General features: G+C 38.1%; 23 protein-coding genes. 17 read left to right on the top strand and 6 right to left on the bottom strand.

Going from position 1 to position 24,264, the window contains the following annotated elements:
• Positions 1–2 precede the first annotated feature (2 nt).
• The 4 genes from D017_RS01270 to D017_RS01255 all read left to right on the top strand — a co-directional run bounded on the left by D017_RS01270 (position 3) and on the right by D017_RS01255 (position 3,025).
• Positions 3–548, top strand: coding sequence for a response regulator (locus tag D017_RS01270; protein ID WP_035334242.1), 546 nt, complete (start codon positions 3–5; stop codon positions 546–548).
• 351 nt (positions 549–899) lie between these two features.
• On the top strand, positions 900–1,220 hold the full coding sequence (locus tag D017_RS01265; protein ID WP_035334241.1) for a DUF3467 domain-containing protein: 321 nt from the start codon (positions 900–902) through the stop codon (positions 1,218–1,220).
• A gap of 108 nt (positions 1,221–1,328) precedes the next feature.
• Entirely contained in the window at positions 1,329–1,904 is a 576-nt protein-coding gene (locus D017_RS01260; RefSeq protein WP_035334240.1) for a biliverdin-producing heme oxygenase, read from the top strand.
• A gap of 104 nt (positions 1,905–2,008) precedes the next feature.
• On the top strand, positions 2,009–3,025 hold the full coding sequence (locus tag D017_RS01255) for an AraC family transcriptional regulator (protein WP_035334239.1): 1,017 nt from the start codon (positions 2,009–2,011) through the stop codon (positions 3,023–3,025).
• Here the strand turns inward: D017_RS01255 and D017_RS01250 are convergent.
• Both D017_RS01250 and D017_RS01245 read right to left on the bottom strand, forming a co-directional pair.
• On the bottom strand, positions 3,022–3,318 hold the full coding sequence (locus tag D017_RS01250; protein ID WP_035334238.1) for an antibiotic biosynthesis monooxygenase: 297 nt from the start codon (positions 3,316–3,318) through the stop codon (positions 3,022–3,024). The two genes, D017_RS01255 and D017_RS01250, sit on opposite strands and share 4 nt — an antisense overlap.
• A complete protein-coding gene (locus D017_RS01245) occupies positions 3,315–4,151 on the bottom strand; it encodes an SAM-dependent chlorinase/fluorinase (protein WP_035334237.1) in 837 nt (278 codons plus the stop codon). Before D017_RS01245 ends, D017_RS01250 begins: the two co-directional genes overlap by 4 nt.
• Positions 4,152–4,335: 184 nt before the next feature.
• On the opposite strand from D017_RS01245, the gene D017_RS01240 reads away from it, so the two are divergent.
• The gene (locus tag D017_RS01240) at positions 4,336–5,292 is read left to right on the top strand and encodes a PhoH family protein (RefSeq protein WP_035325186.1); all 957 of its coding nucleotides are present in this window, start codon (positions 4,336–4,338) and stop codon (positions 5,290–5,292) included.
• A gap of 115 nt (positions 5,293–5,407) precedes the next feature.
• Positions 5,408–6,358, top strand: coding sequence for a phosphoribosylaminoimidazolesuccinocarboxamide synthase (locus D017_RS01235; RefSeq protein ID WP_152023840.1), 951 nt, complete (start codon positions 5,408–5,410; stop codon positions 6,356–6,358).
• A gap of 84 nt (positions 6,359–6,442) precedes the next feature.
• Here D017_RS01235 and D017_RS01230 read toward each other — a convergent pair whose 3' ends face one another.
• Positions 6,443–7,522, bottom strand: coding sequence for a DNA topoisomerase IB (locus D017_RS01230; protein ID WP_035334235.1), 1,080 nt, complete (start codon positions 7,520–7,522; stop codon positions 6,443–6,445).
• A 106-nt stretch (positions 7,523–7,628) separates the two neighbouring features.
• Between D017_RS01230 and D017_RS01225 the strand changes: the two genes are divergently transcribed.
• The gene (locus tag D017_RS01225; protein WP_035334234.1) at positions 7,629–9,017 is read left to right on the top strand and encodes an alanine/glycine:cation symporter family protein; all 1,389 of its coding nucleotides are present in this window, start codon (positions 7,629–7,631) and stop codon (positions 9,015–9,017) included.
• On the opposite strand, the gene D017_RS01220 is transcribed toward D017_RS01225, so the two are convergent.
• Positions 9,018–9,446, bottom strand: coding sequence for a cytochrome c oxidase assembly factor Coa1 family protein (locus D017_RS01220; RefSeq protein ID WP_035334233.1), 429 nt, complete (start codon positions 9,444–9,446; stop codon positions 9,018–9,020).
• Between the two features lie 63 nt (positions 9,447–9,509).
• The gene (locus D017_RS01215) at positions 9,510–11,138 is read right to left on the bottom strand and encodes a carboxyl transferase domain-containing protein (protein ID WP_035325179.1); all 1,629 of its coding nucleotides are present in this window, start codon (positions 11,136–11,138) and stop codon (positions 9,510–9,512) included.
• A gap of 161 nt (positions 11,139–11,299) precedes the next feature.
• Here D017_RS01215 and D017_RS01210 point away from each other — a divergent pair, with 161 nt between their 5' ends.
• The 10 genes from D017_RS01210 (at position 11,300) to D017_RS01165 (ending at position 23,983) form a co-directional block, all read left to right on the top strand.
• Positions 11,300–11,482: a CAL67264 family membrane protein gene (locus D017_RS01210; RefSeq protein WP_035334232.1), complete on the top strand. Its 183-nt coding sequence runs from the start codon at positions 11,300–11,302 to the stop codon at positions 11,480–11,482.
• A 9-nt stretch (positions 11,483–11,491) separates the two neighbouring features.
• Positions 11,492–12,799, top strand: coding sequence for a tRNA lysidine(34) synthetase TilS (gene tilS / locus D017_RS01205; RefSeq protein ID WP_035334231.1), 1,308 nt, complete (start codon positions 11,492–11,494; stop codon positions 12,797–12,799).
• Entirely contained in the window at positions 12,796–14,811 is a 2,016-nt protein-coding gene (locus D017_RS01200) for a thioredoxin family protein (protein WP_035334230.1), read from the top strand. Before tilS ends, D017_RS01200 begins: the two co-directional genes overlap by 4 nt.
• On the top strand, positions 14,812–16,689 hold the full coding sequence (locus D017_RS01195; protein ID WP_035334229.1) for a CocE/NonD family hydrolase: 1,878 nt from the start codon (positions 14,812–14,814) through the stop codon (positions 16,687–16,689).
• 484 nt (positions 16,690–17,173) lie between these two features.
• Entirely contained in the window at positions 17,174–18,712 is a 1,539-nt protein-coding gene (locus tag D017_RS01190; RefSeq protein ID WP_035334228.1) for a YifB family Mg chelatase-like AAA ATPase, read from the top strand.
• 164 nt (positions 18,713–18,876) lie between these two features.
• Positions 18,877–20,412: a PAS domain-containing protein gene (locus tag D017_RS01185; RefSeq protein WP_035334227.1), complete on the top strand. Its 1,536-nt coding sequence runs from the start codon at positions 18,877–18,879 to the stop codon at positions 20,410–20,412.
• A 67-nt stretch (positions 20,413–20,479) separates the two neighbouring features.
• Positions 20,480–21,703 carry an Nramp family divalent metal transporter gene (locus D017_RS01180; protein ID WP_035334226.1) on the top strand — a complete coding sequence of 408 codons (1,224 nt, stop codon included), beginning with the start codon at positions 20,480–20,482 and terminating at the stop codon, positions 21,701–21,703.
• Entirely contained in the window at positions 21,700–22,431 is a 732-nt protein-coding gene (gene pxpA, locus D017_RS01175; RefSeq protein WP_035334225.1) for a 5-oxoprolinase subunit PxpA, read from the top strand. Before D017_RS01180 ends, pxpA begins: the two co-directional genes overlap by 4 nt.
• Positions 22,428–23,123 carry a 5-oxoprolinase subunit PxpB gene (pxpB, locus tag D017_RS01170; RefSeq protein WP_051583764.1) on the top strand — a complete coding sequence of 232 codons (696 nt, stop codon included), beginning with the start codon at positions 22,428–22,430 and terminating at the stop codon, positions 23,121–23,123. Before pxpA ends, pxpB begins: the two co-directional genes overlap by 4 nt.
• Complete coding sequence (locus D017_RS01165; RefSeq protein ID WP_035334224.1) at positions 23,120–23,983, top strand: biotin-dependent carboxyltransferase family protein; 864 nt, start codon at positions 23,120–23,122, stop codon at positions 23,981–23,983. The genes pxpB and D017_RS01165 overlap by 4 nt, the downstream gene beginning before the upstream one ends.
• Here the strand turns inward: D017_RS01165 and D017_RS01160 are convergent.
• Positions 23,969–24,220, bottom strand: a complete 252-nt coding sequence (locus D017_RS01160) for a hypothetical protein (protein ID WP_152023839.1) — start codon at positions 24,218–24,220, stop codon at positions 23,969–23,971. The genes D017_RS01165 and D017_RS01160 overlap by 15 nt on opposite strands.
• Between the last annotated feature and the right edge of the window lie 44 nt (positions 24,221–24,264).

Here is a 24,264-nt window from a genome sequence, read left to right as displayed (position 1 = left end):
CTATGTCAACAGAAGTACATATACTACTTGTAGAAGATACAGACTCAGATGCTGCTCTTATTACAAGACAAATTCACAAGTTAGATAAGACGTATAAAGTGCAAGTGGTTGATAATCTTGCAGACTTAGAAGTGGCTATCAAGACTTTTAACCCACAACTAATAATCTCAGATTATAATTTGCCTACTTGTTCAGGTATGGAGGTCCTAGAGGTGGCTAGAAGTAAGTCTCCTACTGCCATTTTTTTATTTGTTACAGGCACACTTCAAGATGAGGAACTAGCAGCAGAAACTATTTTAAACGGTGCAGATGGCTTTATTTTAAAGAGACATATTGGTGTGCTTGCTTCAAAACTTGCACCACATATTGATAAAATCAAAAACAGACCTGTTATTGTACAAAACACGAGAAATCGTATTAAGCAAAGCACAGATCTCGTAAATGATATAAAGGAGTATATGGAAGATATTAATAGAGAAAATATCTCCCACCAAGATCGGATAGCCAAAATAAGAGAGCATCTTGATAAAATCAAAAATTCATTATAAAATGAAGAGCATACCTTGCTTAAAAATAATAATGTGCTCAAAAAATATGAATTAAAACAAGAGAAAAATTTAAATCATTACATACTATGAATTACAAAATGCTTGTTTAAACAACATATGTAATTTTGTTTAACACCCGTTCAGCTGTACTGAACGGGTTTTTTAATCCTTGTAATTCAATTTTTTATAGAAATATTAAGTTTTAATTAACGAATATCTAACACTGTAATGAGGATTTCCGCTTTCGCAAATGCAAGGCAATTCTTACCTTTCCAGACTTCCTTAGAAAGGAAACTTAAAAACTAAATCAATCGAATTGAGAGTTCTACTCTCATTACAATAAACGCCCACATGGCTGAAGATAAAAAGACACAAAACAACCAAAAACAAATAAATATAGAACTAGATGAGGCTATCGCTCAAGGCACGTACTCAAACCTGGCTATAATAAATCATTCTGTTTCAGAATTTGTAGTAGACTTTGTAAATATTATGCCTGGCACGCCTAAAAGTAAGGTGAAAAGCCGCATCATATTAACACCTCAACATGCTAAAAGGCTTGCAAAAGCACTCGCAGAAAACGTTAAACGTTTTGAAAATGCACATGGTGTTATAAAGGATTATGAGAAACAACCTGTTCCCCTAAATTTTGGACCTACGGGTCAAGCTTAATTGTATTTAATTGGTATAGTTTATGATGAGCTAGTTGATTCTCTATTAACTAGTTGATAAGCAAGATTAAATTTAACATATGTATAGTTTACTTATAAAAACATCCCTATGATTTTAGAAGCACTTAAGAATGGAACAGCATCAATTCATGATGAAATAGAAAAAAATAACTTAACTAATTTTATCATGGATGGTTCAATTGATCAAAATCAATATGAAACATTATTACGTCAAAACTTCAAAGTATATAAAGCTGTCGAAGATTTTATAAATGGTCGCTACGAAATGTTACCACTTGGATTAAAGTCGTTTGCAGGTTATCAAAAGACAAATGCACTTGCAAAAGACATAACTTCTTTCTCAAGTTTGCCCTTGCCTGAGCCTATGCGCATAACTGGAGCTAGGGATGAGGCAACCTTAGTAGGTAAGCTATACGTTATAGAAGGATCTATGATAGGTGGTATGATGATGAGTAAAAAGCTTGAATCTTGCAGTAATCTTTCTCATGTAGAGAATCACCATTTTTTTAATGGAAATGTAAATGAAGGTTTATCTAGATGGAATGAATTTAAAGAAGCTGTTGATTCTTTAAACTTTAGCTATGAAGAAATTAAAACCGCAGTAAAAAGTGCAAAAGCTACCTTTAAACTCTTTAAAAAAGCCTATAAGAAAGAGCTCATCTAGCGTTCACATATAATTATGCTTTCTGGTTAAAGCTGGGTTAAATACAGTACGCTTTATTTTTTATAGCAATATATTTCAGACCTTCATGATTCACATAAGGAAATATGAAATCATACAAACTTAAAATAGAGCAGGTAGACGACTTTGTGCCAGAAATCGCAGATGCTTTCGGGGTCAATTACACAAACAACTTTGGAGAATTTGCGATGCAAATCCCTACACACTTAGGTAAAGGTTTCATAAAAGGCATTAATTTTCCTAATGGTATCGGCCTTCACATCATTAATGGTGACATGGTAGATGATACAGAACTTTATTTTGAGAATAATGGAATGAATTCCCTTCGTTTCATCTATTGCATGAAAGGTGAGGTAGGTCATAAATTTTCTAGAGATTCTGAAGAAATGGCCATTAGAAGAGCAGAGCATCTTATTGCAGCACCTAGATATAACGAAGATCAGGTCTATATCATTAAAAAAGAAAAGCCGGCGATTATTTGTTATTTGGAAATCAACAAGGCAAAGTTTCAAGAGCAGCTTTCTTACGATTTGTCTAAGGTAGATGAAGTGTATTATCCGCTATTTGCAGATGTTAACGCGCTCACTCAAGTGTGTTATAAAGGATATTACAGTTTGCAGATTTCAGATATCATTGATGATATATTGACAAATGATGATGAAGGCTTAGTGAGAACAAATTATCTTGGTGCAAAAGCATTAGAATGTACCTCATTGATGCTCAAGTTATTTAAAGAAGATTCTCTCGAAGGGAAAAAGCATCCTACACTCCGATTGGCAGATTTAGACAACATTGCAGCTGCTGTTCAGTATATCGAAAACCACATATCTGAACTTGTCACTATCCCAGAAATTGCCGAAGTGGTCGGTATCGAAACTTACAGGTTACAAGATGGGTTTAAACGCAATTACGGGATGACCGTAAATGACTATATAAAAGAGTATCGATTAAAACGTGCCTTAACAATGCTCACCTCAGAAGATAAAAATGTGTCTGAAGTAGTATATGCACTTGGACTATCGAGTAGGAGCTACTTTTCAAAAATATTTAAAGAGAAATATGGTATTAGTCCTTCTTCTCTGCGACGAAATCCAGAAATCTAAAGTAGTTTTTCTAATGATGAAGTTGTCCAAGCCTCAGGCTTTGCGCTAAACTTGGTTTTCGTCTCTGCCCAGATTCCTTTAAAAAGTTCTGAGTTTCGATAATTCTGTAATGCTTCGTCTGAAGTCCAGTGACTGTGAGTAAAGAAAATACAAGGGTCATCTTCCCCACGTAGTAGCTCTAGATACATACACCCGTTAGACGCTCTAATTTTTTCTTTTACTTTCTCAAAGTTGGATAGAAAAGAGGGTATCTCGCTTTCGCGAAAGCGTAATTTTACTAGTCTTACAATCATTTGTCTATAAAATTAATCATTACAGTATCTCTATAGTTGAGGCCAAAGAGGCTAGCAGCACTTCCTACCGTACTAGGATTGCTTTTATAAATAGCAAGTTCTACATATCCACCAGAATTGAATACAGCTAGTTTTTTACCTTCTTCTTCACGTTTTAATTTATCAATACTGAAGTTTATTGCATCACTATACTGATTATGTATTTTCGAGATATCGGCACCTCTTGCTTGAAGTCTATAATCACGTCCTTTGCCTACTTCTTCAAATAGTTTTTTTGTGATATTACTGATTACATTTCCATAGTTATCTATGTAAATTACATTACCAGAAATTTGATTTCGTGAGTTATTTATTACTGGTGAGATTCCAGTAAGCTGTCGTATAGTGTCTATATTTTTTCCTATCACACCTAGGGTGCCGCCACGTGCGATATGGCATGCCGTTTTTACAAATACATCTAGAACTGTAAAGTTAGTTTGTGTGCGATCGTGAATGTTTATTTCTACTTTTTCTTCAGGTACAATGTCCTTAGTTAGAAGGGAGATAATGCCATTATTTGCACATATAAAATAATGTCCATCTAGCTTGACGGCAATATGGTTTGTCTCTGGGGTGAGCTCGCTGTCTACACCTATAACGTGTATAGTTCCTTTTGGAAAATTTTGATACGCATTTTGAATAATATAAGCGGCTTCCATTAGGTGGAAAGGAGATACAGAATGTGAGATGTCTACAATGCGCACTTCTTCTAACTCTGAATAAATGGCTCCCTTAACAGCACCTGCAAAAGGATCTTTCTCTCCAAAATCTGTAGTAAGAGTGATTATTTTCATTGAGTTATAAGTGTATGCTTGCCAAAAAGCATATAAATCTACAATAGTTATAAACTAAAAATGTTCATTATTTCTTAACTTAGAGAGGTGTATACCTAGTAATTCATGGTTAAAAAAGACGTATTTTAGTAGTAAACAAAGCTAAAATATTTTACGGACGTAACTCACTAAATCCTTCTGCCTTTTGAACGAATTAATCTTAGAACTCTCAGAAATCAATCCGCGCGAATTTTTTGGACAGCGCAATGCTAATATAGAACTCCTTAAGCAGTATTTTCCTAAACTCAAGATAGTAGCTAGAGGTAATAAAATCAAAGCTTACGGAGATGAAGATCTTCTAGAAGAGTTTGATAGGCGTATGACGATGCTTATGGATCACTTTGGGAAGTACAATAAGATAGATGAAAACTCAATAGAGCGCGTACTTACAAGTGTGAGTAAAGAAGATTATGAGACGCCTGTAGAGAGTGGTGATGTACTTGTACACGGCGTGAGTGGTAAACTCATAAAGCCGCAAACGGCAAACCAGCGTAAGCTGGTAGAGCTTTCAAAAAAGAATGACCTAACCTTTGCGATAGGTCCTGCTGGTACCGGTAAAACATATGTAGGCGTTGCACTAGCCGTAAAAGCGCTTAAAGAGAAGCGAGTAAAACGTATTATACTCACGAGACCTGCTGTAGAGGCTGGAGAAAATTTAGGTTTTCTACCTGGTGATATGAAGGAGAAGCTCGACCCTTATATGCAACCACTTTATGATGCCCTTAGGGATATGATACCTAGCGAAAAGCTAGAGACCTTTATTGAAAAAGGAGTGATACAAATTGCACCTATGGCTTTTATGCGTGGTCGTACACTTGATAATGCTTTTGTGATACTTGATGAAGCTCAAAACACAACTCACGCCCAGATGAAGATGTTCCTTACTCGTATGGGACGTAATGCAAAGTTTATGATTACTGGAGATCCAGGGCAGATAGATTTACCTAGACGTGTCACCAGTGGTCTTAAGGAAGCGTTACTTATCCTCAAAACCGTAAAAGGAGTAGGGATGATTTATCTTGATGATAAAGATGTGGTGCGCCATCCTCTAGTAAAGAAAATGATTGCGGCTTATCGCGAGATAGAAAATAGAAACGACTAACATATTTCTATACTTTTAATTCGTAATATATCATTCAGAATTTTACTTTTGAAGAATAACTAATCGTGTTGTTTTAATACCTCAAAAGGATTAATACAACCGTTCAAACCAACCTATAGTGAACACTATTACAGACACTAATTTTAACTTCCCTGGTCAGAAATCTATCTACAAGGGTAAAGTGAGAGAAGTCTACACACTCGAAGATGATTTATTACTTATGATTGCAACAGATAGGCTAAGCGCCTTTGACGTTGTAATGCCTAAAGGAATTCCTTTCAAAGGACAAATCTTAAATCAGATTGCTACTAAAATGATGAAGGATACAGAAGACCTCGTGCCTAACTGGCTCGTGGCTACGCCAGATCCTAATGTGGCAATAGGGAAGCGATGTGAGCCTTTTAAAGTTGAGATGGTAATACGTGGCTATATGTCTGGGCACGCGGCTAGAGAGTATAAAGCTGGTAGGAGAATACTTTGTGGTGTTGCAATGCCAGAAGGAATGAAAGAAAATGATGCCTTTCCAGAACCTATCATCACGCCAGCTACTAAGGCAGAGATGGGTGACCACGATGAGGATATCTCAAGAGAGGATATTATTAAAAAGAACATCGTTTCAGAAGAGGATTACCTCGTGCTAGAAGATTACACACGCAAGCTTTTTCAAAGAGGAAGTGAGATAGCAGCATCTAGAGGACTTATATTGGTAGATACCAAGTATGAGTTTGGAAAAACAGCAGATGGTGAGATTGTTCTCATAGATGAGATACATACACCAGACTCTTCTCGTTACTTCTATGCCGAAGGTTATGAGGAGCGTCAAGCAGCTGGCGAAGCTCAAAAACAACTATCTAAAGAGTTTGTGAGACAGTGGCTTATCTCAAATGACTTTCAAGGTCTAGAGGGGCAAACAGTGCCTGAGATGACAGATGAGTACATAGAGACTGTATCAGAAAGATATATTGAATTGTACGAGAATATTACAGGTGACGCTTTCGCGAAAGCAGATACTTCAAATATTCAGGAGCGCATCGAGAAGAACGTGCTCGCATACCTTGCAAAATAAGAGCATACCATCTTAAAAATTAATAAGCCCTTTCGTTACGAAGGGGCTTTTTTTGTGTTACGCTTTCGCGAAAGCGTACTTATATCACTTACTAAAGTCTAATTCAAACTTTGAAATCATTTGCAGTAATACCTCCTCAGTTTCTGTAAAGAATGGCCTTGCTCCTTGATGAGCATCTACCTTTTTAAACTCAGCGACGATAGATCCAGACTCATAGGCATCTACTATTTGAGGATGCACATAGTACTTGCGACATACATTGCGTGTGTTACCTAGAGCCTCTGCAGCGGCATCAAAGGCGGTGAGTATGTTTGCTTTGTTTTCTTTTTCGTCTTCTGTGTAGCCTAGGTCGTGCACGGTTTCAAAAAAAGTTTTTGTAGCTCCCCAAGTTCTAAAATCTTTTGCCGAAAATAAGTCTCCACTCAGCTCGTGTATGTAATCGTTTACCATCGTGCTATCTACGCGGTGCTTTTCGCCATTTGCATCATAAAATTGGAATAACTCCCAGCCAGGTATTTCCTCACAACGGTTTACAAGTTTTGCCAGTTTCTTATTGCGTAGGGTGATGTTGTGCTTTTTGCCTTTTTTACCCACAAACTCAAAGCAGATTTTTTCCTTGGTAGTTGTCACGTGTCGGGTGCGTAAGGTAGAGAGGCCGTAGGTTTTATTGCGCTTTGCGTAGTAGTCGTTACCTATACGTATGTGGGTTTCTTCCATAAGCCTGAGGACAAGTGCAAGCACCTTGCGTTTTGACATCTCTGGAGCGTCAAGATCCTCATCTATGCGCTCGCGTATGCTAGGCAGTGCATTTCCAAAATTGGCTAGTTTATAAAACTTAGTTTGGTTTCTAATTTTTGACCATAGGTCGTGATAGCGGTATACTTTTCTGTTTTTAGCATCGCGACCTACCACTTGTAAATGTCCGTTAGGAGGATATGCAATGCGCACTTTCTCCCAGTTAGGCGGTATCACAAGATTATTGATGCGCTCTAATTCCTTTTTGTCCTTAAGAGGCTTATCATTAAAGTAATAGTGAAAGTTTTTCTTCTTCTTTTTCCTTCTTATGTTGAGGTCTGCATCAGAGACGTAAATGAGATTTGCTGCAGCTGCAGTTTCCTCTGGGTTTCTCAGTATGTTCTCGATTTGGCTGGCGGTGAGTGTCATAACAGTAAATTTAGTGACGAAAACAAATGCCTGTTCAAAAATATATGTGAACGTTTTGGTAAACTGCTCTTAATTTTTGTTACTTCACCATATAAATAGATCTTGTATGCAAGCACAACCCTCATTTTACGATCAGGCTAATGAATTTATAGCAGATTTTTCTAGCGCTATGTGGGGAATCCCGCTCGTTTGCTTACTTATAGGTGGCGGTCTGTTTTTACTCATCTATTCGAGATTTTTGCCATTTAGATATCTAGGTCACGCTGTTGCAGTCTTGCGAGGAAAGTACGATGGAGAAAATGATGAAGGAGAGATCACACACTTTCAGGCGCTCACTACAGCGCTTAGTGCAACCGTAGGTATGGGTAACATCGCAGGTGTGGCAGTAGCGATTGCTATAGGAGGTCCAGGTGCTGTTTTCTGGATGTGGATGAGTGCCATTGTGGGTATGGCAACAAAGTTTTTTACAGGCTCACTTGCCATAATGTATAGAGGTAAAGATAGTGAGGGCAAAACACAGGGAGGACCTATGTATTTTATCACAGAAGGAATGGGTAAAGCTTGGAAACCGCTTGCCGTAATCTTCAGCATTGCGGGACTCGTGGGAGCATTGCCGGTTTTTAATGTAAACCAACTCACGCAGGCGGTAAATGATATATTGCTCGTACCTCAGGGTGTTGAGGTGGGTTTTACCTCTAACTTGATTATCGGGCTTGTGCTTGTTGCTATCACATCAGTTGTCATACTTGGCGGACTCGATCGTATTTCTAAAACTGCGTCAAGACTGGTACCGGCGATGGTCTTTATTTACTTTGTAGCAGTAATGGCTATACTCTTTGTAAACATAGATGTCGTTCCTAAATATTTGAGTCTCATATTTACAGATGCCTTCTCTGCCGATTTTTATACAGGAGATAAACTGCTGGGTGGCGTGGTAGGTGGTCTCATATTACTCGGTATTAAACGTGGTGCTTTTTCAAACGAGGCTGGTGTAGGTACGGCACCTATGGCGCACGGCGCTGCAAAAACTGCACAACCCATACGTGAAGGACTGGTGGCAATGCTAGGCCCTGCAATAGATACCATTGTGGTGTGTACACTTACTGCGCTTGCAATTTTGGTAACAGACGTGTGGCAAACGACAGATGCAAATGGAGTTACGCTTACGGCTTCCGCTTTCGCGAAAGCTTTATCACCCGCAGGGAAATACATATTACTATTGTGCATTGCCGTTTTTAGTATCTCATCGCTTTTCTCATATAGTTACTACGGGACTAAGTGCTTGAGTTTCCTTTTTGGAGCGCATAATAAGAAGTATTATAACATCGCTTACATCGCGAGTATCTTGATAGGAGCAACCACATCACTTAGTATGATGATTAACTTGATAGACGGATTTTTTGCCATAATGGCAATACCAACAATGATTGCAACCTTGTATCTCGCACCAAGAGTGATGAAGGAAGCGAGGAGGTATTTTAAGGAGTTGGGTTAATTATCGCAATACCTTAAAGGTGCGCTTTTCTGGTTTTTTAAGACGAACATCTATAGAGTCGTGCTGCCATTTTTCTTCAGCAAGATGTGCATAAATATCAATCTTGCCTGAACCTTTGTTTCCTTTAAGAGGGACAGTAATGCGTATGGTTTTTGCTTTATCATCTATGAGAACATCACCATCTATAATATTGCCTATTTGTAACGGTGATCCAAAGTAGGTCGTTACCTCCTTGTTTCTTTCTGCTTCTTCTCTAGCTTTCTTAATAAGTTCTGGATCTGCCATTGCAGTTCCCATTGCGTTTATAAAATCACCAGCAGCCATAATGAATAGTGTAAAACAAACAATGATAAGAGTGGTGGGTACAAACCACTTCCAGTTGCGATGTAGCCAAGGCTTTTTTGTAATGAGTTCGTTGTTATAAGGCATAAAAAAAGGTTGTTCGTTTATATAGTAAACGAACAACCTTCATATCTGTTACAGCTATTGCGATTACACTTGAATCACCCCAAGATTAAAGGGCTTCTCGATAGGAGCGTGGTCTGCGGCTTCGATACCCATTGAGATCCACTTACGTGTATCTCGTGGGTCTATAATGCCATCTGTCCAGATTCTTGATGCTGCGTAGTATGGTGATACTTGATCATCATAACGAGACTTAATACGGTCAAAAAGTTCTTTTTCTACCTCTGGTGTAATTTCTTTTCCTTGCTTTTTGAGCGAGGCAGTTTCTATTTGTAGTAATACTTTTGCAGCACTATTACCAGACATCACTGCAAGCTCTGCACTAGGCCAGGCTACTATAAGCCTTGGGTCGTAAGCTTTACCACACATTGCATAGTTTCCTGCTCCGTAAGAGTTTCCTATAACAATAGTAAACTTAGGCACCACCGAGTTTGAAACAGCATTTACCATTTTTGCTCCGTCTTTTATAATACCTCCGTGCTCACTTTTACTACCTACCATAAAGCCAGTTACATCTTGTAAGAATACAAGCGGTATTTTTTTCTGGTTACAGTTGGCTATAAAGCGCGTCGCTTTATCTGCACTGTCTGAGTAGATCACTCCACCAAACTGCATTTCGCCTTTTTTAGTTTTTACAAGCTTGCGCTGGTTTGCAACGATACCTACTGCCCATCCATTAATGCGAGCATAACCCGTAAGTATAGATTGCCCGTAGCCTTCCTTGTACTCATCAAACTCAGAGTTGTCTACCAGTCTGTCTATAATGTCTCGCATATCATATTGATCTGCACGAGAGGCAGGCAGGATGCCAAAAAGTTCTTCTGGATCCTTAGCAGGCTTTGCAGGTTCAATACGGTTATAACCTGCTTTTGTATAATCGCCTATTTTTCCCATCAATTTTTTAATGGTATCAAGAGCGTCCTTGTCATCTTTAGATTTATAATCTGTTACACCAGAAATCTCACAGTGTGTAGTGGCACCTCCTAGTGTCTCATTATCTATAGATTCACCTATTGCTGCTTTTACAAGGTAGCTTCCCGCAAGGAAAATACTTCCCGTTTTATCTACTATAAGCGCTTCATCACTCATAATAGGTAAGTATGCACCACCAGCAACACAACTTCCCATTACTGCAGAAATCTGTGTGATACCCATACTACTCATCACCGCATTGTTACGGAAGATGCGTCCAAAGTGCTCCTTATCTGGAAAAATCTCATCTTGCATAGGGAGATAAACACCTGCGCTATCTACTAGGTAGATGATAGGTAGTTTATTTTCCATAGCGATTTCTTGTGCTCTTAGATTTTTCTTTCCTGTGATAGGGAACCAGGCTCCGGCCTTAACAGTAGCATCATTTGCAACGATGAGACATTGCTTACCAGATACGTATCCTATTTTTACAACCACACCACCAGAAGGGCATCCGCCGTGTTCTTCATACATCCCTTCTCCAGCAAAAGCGGCAATCTCAATACACTTTTTTGGGTTGTCTACTAGGTAATCTATGCGCTCTCGGGCAGTCATTTTACCCTTAGCCTTATGTTTATCTATACGTTTTTGCCCACCACCTAGTTTTACTTCGGCAAGGCGGTTTCTCATCTCTGATAAGAGTAGCTTATTATGATCTTCGTTTTTATTGAATTTTAAATCCATAAAATGTGTGTGTGCTTGAATGTTTTTCTGTCTATAAAGGTAAGTATTGTAGCACAAGCTTGAAATGAGAATTGTAAAAATTACCGACTACCCAAATTCCAATAAATAACCGATATTTGTAGCTTGTCTTATTACATAAGATTTTCCCTAAAAATAAAACTATGGGTATGAATAAAAATACCGTTTTGGCGTGGGCCACTTTTATAATGATTTTAGTAGGTTTAGGACTTATTGCTCTAGGCGTTTTTAAATATACCGATGTTGCCGGATGGGGCTTTGCCTCTGTAGGTGTTGGATTCTTTGCCATTGCTTGGGTATTTAATGCCCTTAAGGGTCGTGTATAATGTGTGAGGATGCTTGAGGATTTTAAGCACCATATCGCACAAGATTTACCATTTCTTCTTGATAGTAAGATACTCGTCACAGTAAGTGGTGGGCTTGATAGTATGCTCTTATTGTTACTGTGTCGTCAGGCAGGCCTTACGATACGTGTAGCACACTGCAATTTTAATTTAAGAGGAGTAGAGAGTGATGGTGATCAAGCTTTTGTAGAAAGCTATTGCAAGCGCCATAACATTCCTATTTACATAAAGAGTTTTGATACTTCCGCTTACGCGAAAATTGAAAAAACATCAACTCAGATCGCCGCAAGAGAGCTGCGTTATCAGTGGTTTAAAGAACTTTCGGCTACCGAAGGTTTGGATTATATCTTAACTGCCCATCATCTCAATGATGAGTTAGAAACTTTTCTCATAAACTTAGGTCGCGGTACGGGCGTTAAAGGTCTTACTGGCATCCCGGAAATAAACGGACGGGTTGTGAGACCGCTGTTGCCTTTTTCGCGAAAGCGTATAAAAGCGTATGCATTACATGAAAAACTAGCGTGGCGTGAGGATAGCAGTAATGCAACAGATAACTACGTGCGCAACCACTTGAGGCATCACGCTATACCGAGTATGGTGGCAGCGCAACCAGCTACTTTGCAGGGTTTACAGACCACGCAGCAACATCTACGTCAAACAGATAAGTTACTAGCAATCTACACAGCGTCTTTAAGGAAAGCGTATGTGACAACACAAGATGGACTACAAGTAATAAACGTACAAGCGCTAAAGAAACACGAGGAACCACAGGCGGTTTTATACCAGTTACTACAGCCTTATAATTTTACAGCGTGGAGTGATGTTTATGAGCTGCTTGATGCACAATCTGGTAAGCAAATATTTTCTGAAACGCATCGTTTACTAAAAGATAGAGACGTGCTATTACTTACAGAAAATGCCGTTGCACAACCTACAACTTATACCTGGGAATCTGGTGTGAGTAAGATAGAAGGTGACTTTGGTACATTAAGGCTTGAGACAAGTGATACATTTGAGAGCACCTCAAGAAAGGAGATAGTGGTAGATGCGACAAAGTTGACATTTCCGCTCACGATAAGGAAGTGGGAAGAAGGTGATTTTTTCTATCCTTTTGGGATGAAAGGAAAAAAGAAGTTGAGTAAGTATTTAAAAGATGAAAAGGTATCTTTGATAGCAAAGGAGCACGTGTGGCTGCTTTGTAATGGTAAAGATATTGTGTGGGTAATAGGTCACAGAGCAGATGACCGCTTTAAGGTAGCTGATGACACACAAAAAATGATAAAATTTACAACTATATGACGCGTAAAGCATTCATAATATTAAGTTCGCTTATAGTACTTATGGCGACTGCTGTAAGTGCACAAGATTTTAGTTTTGGTATTTCTGAAGTTACCGTGGATCCAGTACAGTGGGCAGGTAGCGTAGAGAAAAAATCTGATACAGAATATATTTTAAACTACGAGGCCACCATAGAAGAGGGATGGTATATTTATGCTCAAAAATCGCCAGCTGGTATTCCGTTTAATTTTGAGTTTTTACAAAAGGATGCAGGAGTTTCCCGCGAGAAGTTTGCACAAGAGAGTGAGACAAAGACAGCCTTTGATGAGATTTTTGAAGAAGATGTCATAAAGTATGTAGGGCAGAATCCTGTGCTCTCTATGCCTATTACACTTACAGATAAAAGTATAACCATTGTCAAATCGGTTATAAACTATCAGGTCTGTAAAGAGGTGTGTATTCCTCAAGACTTTTATATTGCTCACAACTTAAAAACTGGCAAGGCAAAAGTCTTTACAGATTATAATGAGTTTGAAAAGTATGGTGCTACTCCCGCACAAAAGGATAAAGGCGATAGCGATGATGATTATGAAGACGATGAAAGCACAAGCAACAAAGGGCTGTGGACGGTCTTCTTCTTATCCTTTTTAGGAGGTCTGGCAGCATTATTTACACCTTGTGTATTCCCTATGATCCCTATGACGGTGAGTTACTTTACAAAACAAAGTAAATCTAGAGCAGCTGGTATACGTAACGCCATTATTTACGGTATCTCTATCATTATTATATATGTGGTCATAGGTCTTACGGTCACGGCAATTTTTGGTGCGACTGCAATTGTTGAGGTGTCTACGAGCGTTACTTTTAATTTAGTATTCTTTGTATTACTTGTAGTGTTTGCTATTTCATTTTTTGGAGCATTTGAGATTATGCTTCCTCAAAAATGGGCAAATAAGATAGATCGTAAAGCAGATAGAGGTGGTTACCTAGGTATCTTTTTTATGGCGCTTGCACTTGCTATTGTTTCTTTTAGCTGTACGGGACCTATAGTAGGTGTCGCTTTAGTGCAGTCTATAACAGAGGGTGGTATCACACCTATCATAAGTATGCTAGGTTTCTCTAGTGCGATTGCCTTGCCATTTGCACTATTTGCAATGTTTCCAGGGTGGTTAAATAGTTTGCCAAAATCTGGCGGATGGCTCAACACAGTAAAGGTAGTTCTAGGATTTTTAGAACTAGGGCTAGCACTCAAATTCTTATCAAATGCAGATCTTGTAGTAGATGGTAATTACTTGCCTAGAGAAGTATTTTTAGTACTCTTAATTGCGATAATGATAGGCCTTGCCTTGTACTTATTTGGAAAAATTAAACTAGCACACGATACAGAAGTAAAACATATCTCGGTAGGTCGCTTGCTACTAGGTATACTCACAACGGCATTTATTCTTTATCTCATACCAGGTGTCTGGGGTGCTCCACTTAAACTTATAAGCGGCTTCCCGCCACCTATGAATTATAGCGAGTCGCCTTACGGTATAGGAGGACAAAACACACTGTCTAACTCGTCTGAGGAGTTTCCGGATAATGCAGAGATAGGTCCTCACGGATTATTATCCTTTACAGATTATGAAGCAGGTATGGCTTATGCGCGTCAAGAAAATAAACCTGTTTTACTTGACTTTACAGGTAAGGCGTGTGTAAATTGTCGTCGTATGGAGGAGCTTGTGTGGTCTAAGCCTGAGGTGCTTAACTTGCTAAAGAACGATGTTGTGCTTATCTCTCTCTATGGAGACTCACAAGAGGAGTTACCAAAAGAGGAGCAAGGCGTGAGTGCATCTGGTCGTCGTATTAAAACGGTAGGTAATAAGTGGAGCAACTTCCAGATAGAGCGTTATAATATTGTTGCGGCGCCTTATTACGTAATGCTAGATCACGACGAAACACTCCTAAATAAACCTGTTGGGTACACACCTAATGCAAAAAAATATGAAAAGTGGCTAGAAAAAGCCATCATAACTTTTAACAATCAATAAATGAATAACATCTTCAAACTACTTTGTGTAGTATGCTTTTTTGCTTTCGCGAAAGCGTCATCTGCACAATCACGAGAAACAATCTTAGACACTACATATCAGGTTTCTGAGCATTATAATAAACAAGAAGTACGTATTAAAATGAGAGATGGCGTACATCTTCATACTACTATTTACTCGCCAAAGGATACCTCAAAAACGTATCCTATTTTAATGCAGCGCACACCATATAGCTCTAAACCTTATGGAGAAGGAAAGATGCGTACAGCAATAGCGCCTAATGCTTATTTAATGCAAGAAGGTAATATTATCGTATATCAAGATGTACGTGGTCGCTGGATGAGTGAGGGTAAGTATGATAATATGCGCGCTTTTATACCTAATAAAACAGGTGCTCAGGTAGATGAGGCAAGTGATACTTATGATACTATAGAATGGCTTGTTAATAATGTAGAAAATAATAATGGTAATGTAGGTACTTGGGGAATTTCTTACCCAGGTTTTTATGCAACCTACTCACTCTTAAGTGGACACCCTGCGCTTAAAGCAGCGTCACCACAAGCGTGTATAGGTGATTTCTTTTTTGATGATTTTCACCATAACGGAGCTTACTTGTTAAGTTACTGGAGAGCTACGGCGGTTTTTGGATATCAGAAGGATGCACCTACTACAGAGTCTTGGTATGATTTTCCAGATTTAGATAGTGATGATCAGTTTGACTTTTTCTTAAAAACAGGTCCTTTATCAAACTTAGATAAATATTATGATGAGACTAATGAGTTCTGGACGCAATTAAAAGAACACCCTAACTATGATGAGTTCTGGCAATCTAGAGGGCTTATACAGCACCTAGAAAATATAGAGCCAGCAGTAATGGTTGTAGGAGGACTATATGATGCCGAAGATTTATACGGACCTTGGGAGACGTACAAAAACATCGAGAAACGCAGTAATAATTACAATACGGTTGTTTTTGGACCTTGGAGTCACGGAGACTGGGCACGTAACAAAAAGAGGCAGGCTGTAGGTAATGTTTATTTTGGCGATAATATTTCAGACTATTTTCAAAGAGATATTGAGACAAAATTCTTTAATCACTTCTTAAAAGGAGGTGATAAAGGTGGAGCAACAGGATTACCAGAAGCACACGTTTTTGACTCAGGAAGTAAAGAGTGGAACTCCTTTGAGCAATGGCCACCTAAAAAATCAATGAAAGCTTCTTTCTTTTTAGGGAAAGATAATGCACTTACGGGAAGTCCTTCTACAAAATATGATGCAGAAAAGTTTGTAAGTGATCCAGCAAACCCAGTACCATATGCAGAGGGTAAAAAGATGGTATTTACACCACGTAAATATATGTCTGACGATCAAAGATTTGCTGCGGCTCGTGAGGACGTACTTGTTTATGAAACGCCTGTGCTAGAAGATGATCTTACCCTTGTAGGTGATATAATGGCAAAGCTTAATGTAGCTACCACCGGAACATCTGCAGATTGGATTGTAAAAATTATAGATGTATATCCAGATGATGTACCTAACACTGAAGAAACAGAAGAAGGAGTAGAGATGGCTGGTTACCATCAGATGGTGCGTAGCGAGGTAATGCGCGGTCGTTTTAGAAAGAGTTTTGAACGCCCTCAGCCATTTGTTGCAGGAGAGAAAGATGAGGTTTTTGTTAAGCTACAAGACGTGCTTCATACATTTAAAAAGGGACACAAATTGCAAGTACAAATACAAAGCACTTGGTTTCCTCTTATAGATTTAAATCCGCAAACGTATGTGGATAATATTTTTGAAGCAAAAGAAGAAGATTTCACTAAACAAACACATAGTGTATTCCACTCTTCAAAAATTGAATTTAATATTCTTACCAAGTAAGAGTACTAATCACAATAATCAAAAAAGCCTGAGAAATTCATTTCTCAGGCTTTTTTGTATAAGTATAGTTGTAAAAAGAAAAACACCCCTGCAAAGCAGGGATGCCTTTCACCCCTAAATTCATGATAGCTAAATAAATAGCTCACAGTCCCCTAATCTCTTAGGTGCGCCAAATATAAAGTACATTTTCTAGTTAGCGACAACTTTTTATGGTAAAAAGTTAATTTTTAATGATTTAAAAAGAAAAGCACCTCTGCGAGTGCAGAGATGCCTTTCACCCCTAAATAATGTCTATTCTATTATGATATTCTCAATATGACTTGCGGTGAGTGGTTTTATAATGGATAAAAATTCTTTTAATCTATTGTAAAAGTAGGGTGATTTTACAAAAAGCTGTAGGGGTGTTTGCCCCTAAAACAGCTTATTGAAATTGCAGGGGTTGATTACCAGAGTATTACCTATATTTATGCAAACAATTGATTAGATGCTAACTAAGGTATATGGAAGTGCTGTTTTTGGGGTAGATGCTACTACAATTACAATAGAGGTAAATGTAGATAAGGGAGTAGGCTACCACTTAGTAGGGCTACCAGATAATGCAATCAAGGAAAGCAGCTATCGTATTGCAGCAGCATTACAAAATAATGGTTATAAAATACCAGGGAAGAAACTTATTCTTAATATGTCTCCTGCAGACTTACGCAAGGAAGGGTCTGCATATGATTTACCTCTTGCTACAGGCATACTTATTGCCACCGAACAGATTAAAGGAGAAGAGGTAGAGAAGTATATCCTTATGGGAGAACTTTCTCTCGATGGAGGTCTACAACCTATAAAGGGAGCTTTACCTATTGCAATCAAAGCTAGAGAAGAAGGATATAAAGGATTTATTTTACCGGCTCAAAATGCAAAAGAAGCAGCAATTGTAGATGGACTTGATGTATATGGTGTAGAAAATATAAGTGAAGTAATTGCTTTTTTTGATCAAGGAACACCTCTTGAGCCTACTGTTATAGATACTAGAGCAGAGTTCTATAAAAGTCTTGAGCATCCAGAGTTTGACTTTGCAGATGTAAAAGGTCAAGAATCCATTAAGCGCTGCATGGAAATTGCGGCAGCAGGAGGTCATAATATTATACTCATAGGGCCACCAGGATCTGGTAAAACCATGCTTAGTAAAAGATTACCTAGTATTTTACCTCCCATGTCATTGCGAGAAGCGCTGGAAACAACTAAGATTCATTCTGTGGTGGGGCGTGTAAAGGAACACCAAGGCCTCATGTCTGAGCGACCTTTTAGAAGTCCGCATCATACTATATCAGATGTAGCGTTAGTTGGGGGCGGTGCTTATCCTCAACCTGGTGAGATATCTTTATCTCATAATGGTGTTTTATTTCTGGATGAACTGCCAGAGTTTAAGCGTTCTGTATTAGAAGTGATGAGACAGCCACTCGAAGATAGAGAAGTTACTATATCTAGAGCGCGATTTACGGTTACTTATCCTTCTAGTTTTATGCTTGTCGCGAGTATGAATCCTAGTCCTGGAGGCTATTTTAATGATCCTAATGCTCCTGTTACGAGTAGCCCTGCAGAGATGCAGCGCTATTTGAGTAAAATATCAGGGCCACTTTTAGATCGTATTGATATTCATATTGAAGTGACTCCTGTGCCTTTTGAAAAGCTTAGTGATGAGACTAAGGCAGAGTCAAGTGTTGATATACGTAAACGTGTTACAGCAGCCAGAGAATTGCAGGTAGAACGCTTTCGCGAAAGCGTAAAAACTAACTATAACGCTCAGATGAATGTGAAGCAAATAAGAAAGTATTGTGCACTTGATGACGCATCTAAAGAATTATTGAAAACTGCAATGGAACGTTTAAATCTTTCTGCCCGTGCTTATGATCGTATTTTAAAAGTGTCAAGAACTATTGCAGATCTCGAAGGTGCTGCTATTGTGACAGGCACTCATATATCTGAGGCAATACAGTATAGAAGTTTAGATCGAGATGGTTGGTTAGGTTAATATTTTCTTAACAAACTATATTTTACGTAATAAAATAGAACACTTTATCGTTGATAAGCGTATTTCATCGATAACATTGTAACAATGTTTAATTTGTGATAACAGTAAGACTGTTCATTTTTTTTTAATAATATCTTTGTTTAACGTGATAGAACCCCCTTACTATGATATCAAAAAAAAAATCTCCAGATCATACTTCTCAAGAAGCGGTTAGCCTTGATAGTTTAAGAAAATTCTTAGATCAGGTAGAGGGTTTTTTCTTTAGAATTCAGTTTGACAAACGTTCTAAAAGTTATTCTTTTCCTTTCATTACAGAGAATGCAGAGGCACTCTACGGACTTACGCTAGAGTATCTTCAAGATAATGCGCATGTTATTTCAGATTTAGTACACGTAGATGATAGAAAGCCAGTATTAGATGCTATTTATAAATCTATGAAAACTTCGACTCCGTGGATTCAACAATTTAGATTCCTATTACCATCTGGTGCTCATGGCTGGGTAAAAATACAAGCTACTCCAGAAAAACTTTCTGAGAATGTAACAAGCTGGCATGGGTATGCTACAGATATCACTGAGATGAAAAATATTCAGCTAGAACTACTCAGTGTCAAAGATCGATTTGAGTTTGCTCTTGAAGGGTCAGAAATAGGAGTGTGGGATTGGGATATTGAGAATGATGAAGTTTATTACTCAGATAAATCATTAGAGTTTTTAGAAATCCCTAGGGATAGTTTATTACTAAGTGATAGTACATGGACAGATAAAGTTCATCCGGATGATAAGCAAATGTATTTTGATGATATGAATGCTTACTTTGAGGGGCGCACTAAGTACTATTCTGGACAGCATCGAGTGTTTTCTTCAAGTGGTGCCTATAAGTGGATTCAAGATAGAGGTAAAGCTGTAGAGTGGGATGAGAATGGAAAGCCATCTCGTATGATAGGAACTCACGTTGATATCACTGCAATGAAGGAGTATGAAGAAGATATTCTTAATAAAAATAAGCTCATAGAGAGTCATAATGGACGTCTCAAGAACTTTGCACTCATTGTTTCTCATAATTTGAGAACACATGCAGGTAATTTAAAAACAATTCTCCAGCTCATAGATGATGCGGAGAGTCCAGAAGAGAAGAAAGAACTAGCACGCTATCTTTATGATATTTCAGATGGTCTTAGTGGTACTATTAGTAACCTTAATGACATAGCTTCTTCAAATAGAAACTTATCAGACAAGCCAAAACTTATTCTCTTGAGAGAATATATAGATAAGACAATAAATACACTAAAAGCTCAAATAAGCGAGAAGGATGTTATTATCTTATGTGATATTCCTAACGACATACAGATTACTTATAATGCTGCATATTTAGAGAGTATTTTATTTAATCTAATCTCAAATGCAGTTAAGTATAGCGATAGTAGTAGGCAGTCTATTGTAAAAATTAATGCAGAGATGACATCTATCAATGATTTATTACTTTCTGTTGAAGATAATGGTTTAGGACTTGATCTTAATGCCAATGGTGGGAAACTATTCGGATTATATAAAACATTTCACCGCAATGAAGATGCAAAAGGTTTAGGTTTATTTATGACCAAAAACCAAATAGAAGACATGGGAGATGAGATAAGCGTATCTAGTGTAAAGGGGGAAGGCTCTATCTTTAGCGTACTTTTTAAAAATAAATTACCGTAGGTTAATATATCAAGTGTTCTCCGTACTTTGTGCTTATCATATAATTTAAATATGTTGAGCGCAATAGATGAATAATAAATTCAAATTATCAGGTCCTGGTGTACTAGTAGCTGCCGCCTTTATAGGTCCGGGCACTGTTACAGTATGTACAATTACAGGAGCTGCATATGGATTTACACTACTATGGGCTATGGTTTTATCTATAATAGCTACCATAGTATTACAAGAAATGGCAGCTCGTATAGGTCTTGTCTCTGGTAAAGGGCTATCTGGCGTTATAAGAGATTCCATATCAAATAAAATTACACGAACTTTTGCAGTTATCTTAATGCTTTGCGCTATAGCAATAGGCAATGCGGCATATGAGGCAGGTAATATAAGCGGAGGCGTTCTAGGTATAGAAGCACTCGGTTTTTCGAGCTCATTAAGTTTAGGTACTTTGGATATTAATAGTTGGTCATTAGTGCTAGGAATCCTCGCTAGCATTATCTTATTTATTGGAAATTATAAAGTGCTAGAACGTATACTTGTCACACTTGTTATTATCATGAGTATAGCTTTTGTCACAACGGCATTTGTAACCAAGCCAGATATACTAGCTGTTTTAAAAGGTAGTTTTATTCCTTCTTTTCCAGAAGGTAGCTTACTCACTATTGTTGCACTAGTAGGTACTACGGTAGTTCCTTATAATTTGTTTTTACATGCATCATTAGTCAGTGAGAAGTGGGATAATACATCAGATTTACCAGCTGCGCGACGCGATACAATCGTTGCAGTGATTTTAGGAGGTTTGGTAAGCATGGCCATTATTATTTGTGCTGCGGCCATACAGGGAAGCGAGATAAAAAATGCAGCCGACCTTGCTCAAAGTCTAGAGCCACTTTTTGGAGATTATGCACGGTATTTTATTGGGTTAGGGTTAGGAGCTACAGGCTTAACCTCTGCAATCACAGCTCCTCTTGCAGCAGCATATGTTGTACAAGGTTGTTTAGGTTGGGAACGAGATCTCAAATCAGTTAAGTTTAGATCAGTCTGGCTTTCAATACTTATACTTGGTATCATTTTTTCATCCATAGGGTACAGCCCTGTAGAGATTATCCAGTTTGCGCAAGTAGCAAATGGAGTATTATTACCTATAATTGCTGGTTATTTAATCTGGATAGTAAACAAAAGTGAAGTATTAGGGAAGTATGTAAACACATCACTTGAAAATGGAATTTCAATCGTTATTTGGTTAATCGTTTTTGTACTAGGTGCGCGCACTATCTTAAAAGTATTTGGTCTACTATGATCCATATAGATCTCAATAGCGATGTAGGAGAAGGTGTTGGGAATGAGGCTCAGTTAATGCCATATTTAAGCTCTTGCAATATTGCTTGTGGTGGTCACGCAGGAGATACAGCAACGATGCTGGAGGTCCTCGCTTTCGCGAAAATATCTAATGTGAAAATTGGAGCTCACCCCAGTTACCCAGATCGTAGCAACTTTGGTCGTGAGGCAATGACTATTTCTAATGCACTCTTAAAAGAGTCAATAACTTCTCAAATTAAACTTCTTATTAACCTAGCAGCAAAAAGTGGACAACACGTACATCATGTAAAACCACACGGTGCCTTATATAACCAAGCAGCTAAAGATGAACAAATAGCTCATCTCATTATAGATACCATACTTGAGATAGATGACCGTCTTGTGCTCTACGTACCTCATAATTCTGTAATTGCATCGCTAGCTGTTTCAAAACTAGCTATAAGCATAGAAGGCTTTGCAGATAGAAATTACAATGATGATTACTCACTAGTATCTCGTAGTTTGCCAGATGCGGTATTAACATCTCATAGTACAATCTTACCTCACGTATTACAAATGGTAAAGCAGCGCCAACTCAAAACAGTAAACAATCTTACACTTCCTTTTGACGTAAATACACTTTGCGTTCACGGCGACACAGAAAATGCATTACAGATTGTAAAAGAAATTCACAAAGCATTTACTCAAGAGAATATTTTAATAAAATGATGTGCCAGTATGATTTTCATATTAGTAGGTTAGGAGACTATTCATTGTTAATTCAAATAGATAGTACTCCATCTAAGGATCTTTTGAATTGGTTGCTCATTAAAAAAGATGATTTGTCAAAACTTTTCAATGCTGAGGTAGTACATACATATAATGAGTTGCTTCTTAAAGATTGTATTGCTATAACTACAAACATAGATTCTTTAATTAATCAAGTCTCCGATTTGCTCAATGTTCCAGTATCTAATAATGATTGTAATGGCGTCGTACACCAGATTCCTGTTTGCTATAGCAGTCTCTATGCTCCAGATTTAGAAGAATATGCATTCCAAGTAAAACGCACAATACCTGAAATTATAAAAATCCATACAAATAGAGAGTATCCTATCTACTTTTTAGGATTTCTTCCGGGTTTCCCATATTTAGAAAATCTTGATGCTCGATTACATCTTGATAGAAAATCTGTTCCATCACGTTCAATAGCAAGGGGAAGTGTTGCCATTGGAGGAACACAAACAGGTATTTATCCTCAAGAAAGTCCTGGTGGCTGGCATGTAATAGGGAGAACTCCTATTTCGCTATTTGACGCAACAAAAGCAAAGCCTAGTCTATTTAATGCAGGCGATACAATTACATTTTATGCCATAAAAGAGCGTGAGTATGAGAAGATGGTAACGTCAAATAATTTATGAAACCTTCTATTTCCATATTGCATCCAGGATTTTATACAACCGTCCAAGATCATGGTAGAGCAGGCTACGCACATCTAGGAGTTCCACAAAGTGGTGCTATGGATAAACATGCTTTTATGATTGCAAATGCTATTCTCAATAATATACCTCATGCAGCAATGCTAGAGTGTACTTTACTGGGACCTACTATAGTATTCAATCATAATGTTTACTTTGTAATTACTGGCAGCAATGCAGGAGCTACGCTAGATGGGGCTCAGGTAATGGAAGGCGTTCCTGTTTTGGCGAAAGCCAAACAAGTATTAAAAATGTCTAAAATAAGTGGAGGATCTAGATGCTATCTTGCATTTGCAGGAGGACTAGATTCTCAAGTCATATTAGGTAGTAAGAGCTGGTATTACCCGCTCACACCATATGGAAAGCTCACTGCAGGGATGGAGCTATCGCTAGGTGTCTCGAGATATGGCGCGTCAAAAAATGCATATCTCAAGATGCAATCACAATCTGGGTTGTTATATTCATCTATAGCTACTATCAACGCTAAAAAAGGGCCTGAGTTTTCAAAACTCAGCTACACAGAGCAGCAAGAATTAAATAACCGTGTTTTTACGGTTTCAAATCTATGGAACAGGATGGCAATACAACTTGTTGAGACATTGCCAAACGCTCTAAAAAGTATATACACAAGTCCTGTTATACCAGGAACAGTGCAGCTCACACCCGCTGGAAAATTTATTATTTTAATGAATGACTGTCAGACTACAGGAGGTTATCCTCGAGTGCTACAAGTAGTTGCCAGCGATCTTAATAAGCTGGCACAAATGCAACATGATAGTCAGTTTAGATTAGCCATTTTTTGATTGTCTATGTTCCATGACGATGTCACTTAATAATTGAACAGCATCACCCGTACCTAGCATTTCATCAAGTTTTAAAGCATCTTTTTTAATAGCGTCGTGCTTCATCATTGTTGTCCAGAGATTGTTGATGTAATCTGCGTAGTCTTGATCCTCGTTCCAGTGAGTAAGTTCAAGGCGACGGCTGCGGGCATAGATTTTCTGTAAATTTAATTTGCAAAAAATTAGGGTTGATTGCATAATAATTGGTCTGGCTTCTTTTAAACGTTCGGTTTTAGTTGGTC

This window comes from Dokdonia sp. PRO95 (assembly GCF_000355805.1).
In the GTDB taxonomy this organism is placed as follows: Bacteria; Bacteroidota; Bacteroidia; order Flavobacteriales; family Flavobacteriaceae; genus Dokdonia.
This window is presented reverse-complemented; position numbering and strand designations above follow the sequence as displayed.

What these genes read in the sequence shown, in the direction of transcription:
- D017_RS01270 (WP_035334242.1), top strand. Translation starts at nt 3, where the DNA reads ATGTCAACAGAAGTACATATACTACTTGTAGAAGATACAGACTCAGAT.
- D017_RS01265 (WP_035334241.1), top strand. Translation starts at nt 900, where the DNA reads ATGGCTGAAGATAAAAAGACACAAAACAACCAAAAACAAATAAATATA.
- D017_RS01260 (WP_035334240.1), top strand. Translation starts at nt 1,329, where the DNA reads ATGATTTTAGAAGCACTTAAGAATGGAACAGCATCAATTCATGATGAA.
- D017_RS01255 (WP_035334239.1), top strand. Translation starts at nt 2,009, where the DNA reads ATGAAATCATACAAACTTAAAATAGAGCAGGTAGACGACTTTGTGCCA.
- D017_RS01250 (WP_035334238.1), bottom strand. Translation starts at nt 3,318, where the DNA reads ATGATTGTAAGACTAGTAAAATTACGCTTTCGCGAAAGCGAGATACCC.
- D017_RS01245 (WP_035334237.1), bottom strand. Translation starts at nt 4,151, where the DNA reads ATGAAAATAATCACTCTTACTACAGATTTTGGAGAGAAAGATCCTTTT.
- D017_RS01230 (WP_035334235.1), bottom strand. Translation starts at nt 7,522, where the DNA reads ATGACACTCACCGCCAGCCAAATCGAGAACATACTGAGAAACCCAGAG.
- D017_RS01225 (WP_035334234.1), top strand. Translation starts at nt 7,629, where the DNA reads ATGCAAGCACAACCCTCATTTTACGATCAGGCTAATGAATTTATAGCA.
- D017_RS01220 (WP_035334233.1), bottom strand. Translation starts at nt 9,446, where the DNA reads ATGCCTTATAACAACGAACTCATTACAAAAAAGCCTTGGCTACATCGC.
- D017_RS01215 (WP_035325179.1), bottom strand. Translation starts at nt 11,138, where the DNA reads ATGGATTTAAAATTCAATAAAAACGAAGATCATAATAAGCTACTCTTA.
- D017_RS01210 (WP_035334232.1), top strand. Translation starts at nt 11,300, where the DNA reads ATGGGTATGAATAAAAATACCGTTTTGGCGTGGGCCACTTTTATAATG.
- tilS (WP_035334231.1), top strand. Translation starts at nt 11,492, where the DNA reads ATGCTTGAGGATTTTAAGCACCATATCGCACAAGATTTACCATTTCTT.
- D017_RS01200 (WP_035334230.1), top strand. Translation starts at nt 12,796, where the DNA reads ATGACGCGTAAAGCATTCATAATATTAAGTTCGCTTATAGTACTTATG.
- D017_RS01195 (WP_035334229.1), top strand. Translation starts at nt 14,812, where the DNA reads ATGAATAACATCTTCAAACTACTTTGTGTAGTATGCTTTTTTGCTTTC.
- D017_RS01190 (WP_035334228.1), top strand. Translation starts at nt 17,174, where the DNA reads ATGCTAACTAAGGTATATGGAAGTGCTGTTTTTGGGGTAGATGCTACT.
- D017_RS01185 (WP_035334227.1), top strand. Translation starts at nt 18,877, where the DNA reads ATGATATCAAAAAAAAAATCTCCAGATCATACTTCTCAAGAAGCGGTT.
- D017_RS01180 (WP_035334226.1), top strand. Translation starts at nt 20,480, where the DNA reads ATGAATAATAAATTCAAATTATCAGGTCCTGGTGTACTAGTAGCTGCC.
- pxpA (WP_035334225.1), top strand. Translation starts at nt 21,700, where the DNA reads ATGATCCATATAGATCTCAATAGCGATGTAGGAGAAGGTGTTGGGAAT.
- pxpB (WP_051583764.1), top strand. Translation starts at nt 22,428, where the DNA reads ATGATGTGCCAGTATGATTTTCATATTAGTAGGTTAGGAGACTATTCA.
- D017_RS01165 (WP_035334224.1), top strand. Translation starts at nt 23,120, where the DNA reads ATGAAACCTTCTATTTCCATATTGCATCCAGGATTTTATACAACCGTC.
- D017_RS01160 (WP_152023839.1), bottom strand. Translation starts at nt 24,220, where the DNA reads ATGCAATCAACCCTAATTTTTTGCAAATTAAATTTACAGAAAATCTAT.